The sequence below is a fragment of the Rhodococcus sp. MH15 genome, from assembly GCF_019266045.1.
Taxonomy (GTDB): Bacteria; Actinomycetota; Actinomycetes; order Mycobacteriales; family Mycobacteriaceae; genus Rhodococcus_F; species Rhodococcus_F qingshengii.
The window spans coordinates 1-2,788 of record NZ_LPNP01000023.1; the positions used below are offsets into that span (position 1 = coordinate 1).

General features: G+C 60.1%; 4 protein-coding genes and 1 pseudogene. 4 read left to right on the forward strand and 1 reads right to left on the reverse strand.

Features of this window, described 5'->3' with window-relative positions; translation table 11 throughout:
* Nucleotides 1–400: 400 nt before the first annotated feature.
* The 4 genes and pseudogenes from ATN37_RS32190 to ATN37_RS00205 all read left to right on the forward strand — a co-directional run.
* Nucleotides 401–609: pseudogene (locus tag ATN37_RS32190) on the forward strand (cytochrome P450); the annotation flags it as partial.
* A 16-nt stretch (nt 610–625) separates the two neighbouring features.
* Nucleotides 626–1,234: a TetR family transcriptional regulator gene (locus ATN37_RS00195; protein WP_021334597.1), complete on the forward strand. Its 609-nt coding sequence runs from the start codon at nt 626–628 to the stop codon at nt 1,232–1,234.
* A 569-nt stretch (nt 1,235–1,803) separates the two neighbouring features.
* A complete protein-coding gene (locus ATN37_RS00200) occupies nt 1,804–2,097 on the forward strand; it encodes a transposase (protein ID WP_030537996.1) in 294 nt (97 codons plus the stop codon).
* Nucleotides 2,094–2,621, forward strand: a complete 528-nt coding sequence (locus ATN37_RS00205) for a transposase (protein WP_011331550.1) — start codon at nt 2,094–2,096, stop codon at nt 2,619–2,621. Before ATN37_RS00200 ends, ATN37_RS00205 begins: the two co-directional genes overlap by 4 nt.
* Here the strand turns inward: ATN37_RS00205 and ATN37_RS00210 are convergent.
* Nucleotides 2,545–2,788, reverse strand: a 244-nt coding sequence (locus ATN37_RS00210) for an IS30 family transposase (RefSeq protein ID WP_218694584.1), incomplete at its 5' end; no start/stop codon positions are given. The genes ATN37_RS00205 and ATN37_RS00210 overlap by 77 nt on opposite strands.

Genomic DNA, 2,788 nt, shown 5'->3' on the forward strand with positions numbered 1-2,788 from the left:
GCGCTGTTCCACAAGGGCAAGCTCCTCGAACGACCCGTCGAGATCACCCCGGAACCGTCACCGGACACGCCGGTATCCGAGGTCGCCTGACACACCTTAATCCACAGAATTTGACGATTCCTCCCGACGCAGTCAACTTCGACCACAATTTGAACGATCACATAAACGCAGCATCAGGAGTTGGTTATGGCTGGTGAGACCTTTGTATCGTACGACGAGAGAATGGCGAGACGCCTCTTCGAGGAAGGCTGCCGTTGATGCGGATCGCAATCAACAACGCAGTGCCCGGCATCGACGGCGACCTGCGGGGCGCCCGACCATCTCAGGCCACTGCGGATCGGCGCACGCACGGCAGGTCCGGTGCGCGGCGTCTGTCAGTTGTTCGTTTCCGCGGTACTAGCACGACAAAGCGGACATGACCGCTGCCGGAGAAGAAGCCGGATTCGATCTGGACCTCCACGTGTAGGGCAACGCTGAGACCTAAGGCACTGATTAGCTGGGCCGGGAGAGTTTTTGGGCAACTTGGTATTGCTAATCGTCGGCGGCAACGACATGACCCGGGATTCAATGATCGGCGATGTTCTGGCATTGAACCGGTTCCTTGATCAGCCGTTACACTCTAGTCATGGTTGTCGAGCCCGTCCGGGTTTCCTTTCGTCTGCAGCTGCGCGCTGAAGCCTTGCGAGCAGCTCAGGAGTTGGCCATCGAGAAGGGCTGGGAGAAAGTGCGATTCAGTGAAATCGCCGCTGTGATTGGCGTATCCCGGCCTACGTTGTATCGCGAGTTCGCGAGTAAAGCTGCCCTCGGCGACGCACTAGTCGTGCGCGAGACTCACCGCTTTCTGGATGGAATCCGGAAGGTCCTCGACGCAAACGCAGCCGACGTACCGACGGCCATCACGGCAGCCGTTCGTTACACGTTGGACGAAGCCGTTGAAAGTCCCCTGTTGGGCGTCCAGCTTGGCCGTTCGGATGACCTCACCCGTATGGGCACTGGGGTGTTGCCGTTACTCGCTACATCGACGAACATGCTGAAGTCCGCCACCGAAGAATTGGTGACGTGGATTCAGACCCATCTCAGAGGTGATCGTGCTGCCGACGTTGTCCCTGCGGTCGATGTTTGGATCCGCCTCACCGTCAGTCATCTGGTGCTCCCGGGTTCTATGGAACGCTGCAACCAAGCCGTAGCAGACCAGATTTCACTCTCGGTGCTCCGCTACCTTGGCCTTCGGTAGAACGAGCCCGCAGAGTAGGCTTCGTAACCTTCGTAGACTGCGATACTGGGTCGTGTGGCGTCGTAGCACGGTAACGAGATGTCGACAATGGTAAATGGGCATTAGTCCCTCCGCCAGTCACGATTTTTCGCCGCATGACATCCCGCGACAGCTGTCGTTGTGTGGGAAGGCGGAGCACACTGGTGCGCTCGTGTCGACATCGTGTGGCGGAAGACCGAATCGAACGCAGCGTTCTCTCTCTTCACCTAACATTCGCAGGAAAGTGGTTTGCTGGGGTCCAGCCTGAACACTCACTTCGATGGCCGCGGCATCAGAGGTAGGCCAAGTGGCTTTGTCAAACCATCGCCCTCCTATGGGAGGGCGATTCAGTGTCGCCGGAGCGGCGAGTACATCGTATACCGGGTCCCGCTGACGGGTATAACTGGTTTCCGCTGCGCAGACGTGCGTGTGGGAACGGAGAAAGTCACGCTACCGCCAACTGACCCATAACTTTATCCGAATGGGTCTGCTGCACGGATAGGTGACATCTGATCTGGCTTACCTTCGGGGTGGCCTGGAAGGATGCAGCTATGCCGAAGCCTTACCCACAGGAGTTTCGCGAGGATGTAGTCCGGGTGGCCCGCGGCCGGGAACCGGGTGTGACGATCGATCAGGTTGCCGCGGATTTCGGGGTGCACCCGATGACACTGTCGAAGTGGATGCGACGAGCCGATGTCGATGACGGTACGAAACCCGGGCTGAGCAGCATGAGTATGGCCGAGAACCGGGAGTTGAAGAAACGAGTTCGGCTGCTGGAGCAGGAGAATGAGGTGCTGCGGCGAGCTGCGGCGTATCTGTCGCAGGCGAATCTGCCGGGAAAATGATGTACCCGCTCGTGAAGGAGCTCGCCGTCGACGGAATCCCCGTCGCGGTCTCGTGCCGGGTCTTGAAGCTCTCCCGCCAACCGTACTATCGGTGGCTGCGTGATGCGGTCACCGAGGCAGATCTGACCTGGGCATATCGGGCGAACGCGTTGTTCGATGCCCACCGGGACGACCCTGAGTTCGGGTACCGGTTTCTCGCCGACGAAGCCGAGGCCGCGGGTCAGGTCATGGCGGCACGGACGGCGTGGCGGATCTGCTCGGATAACACCTGGTGGTCGAGGTTCGGCAAGAAGCCTCGCCGACTGAAGTCGGTGCGTTCCGGGCCGGCCGTGCACGAGGACCTGGTGCAACGCGAGTTCACCGCGCAGCGTCCGAACCGATTGTGGCTCACCGACATCACCGAGCACCCCACCGCTTGGATTCCAGCAATCGTCGCAACACTCGTAATTACGAGACTTCCAGTAAAGCACTCAGGCGCTCGGCAGGGGTGTCCCAGTCGAGCGATTTCCGGGGTCGGTCGTTAAGCTCCTCCGCGACGGCCAAGAGTTTGTCGACGCTGTGCGCTTCCAGGTCGGTACCGCGCGGGAAGTATTGGCGGAGAAGCCCGTTGGTGTTCTCGTTGCTGCCGCGCTGCCAGGGAGCGCCCGCGTCTGCGAAGTAGACGTCGAAGTTGGTCGCGGCGGCGAATGCC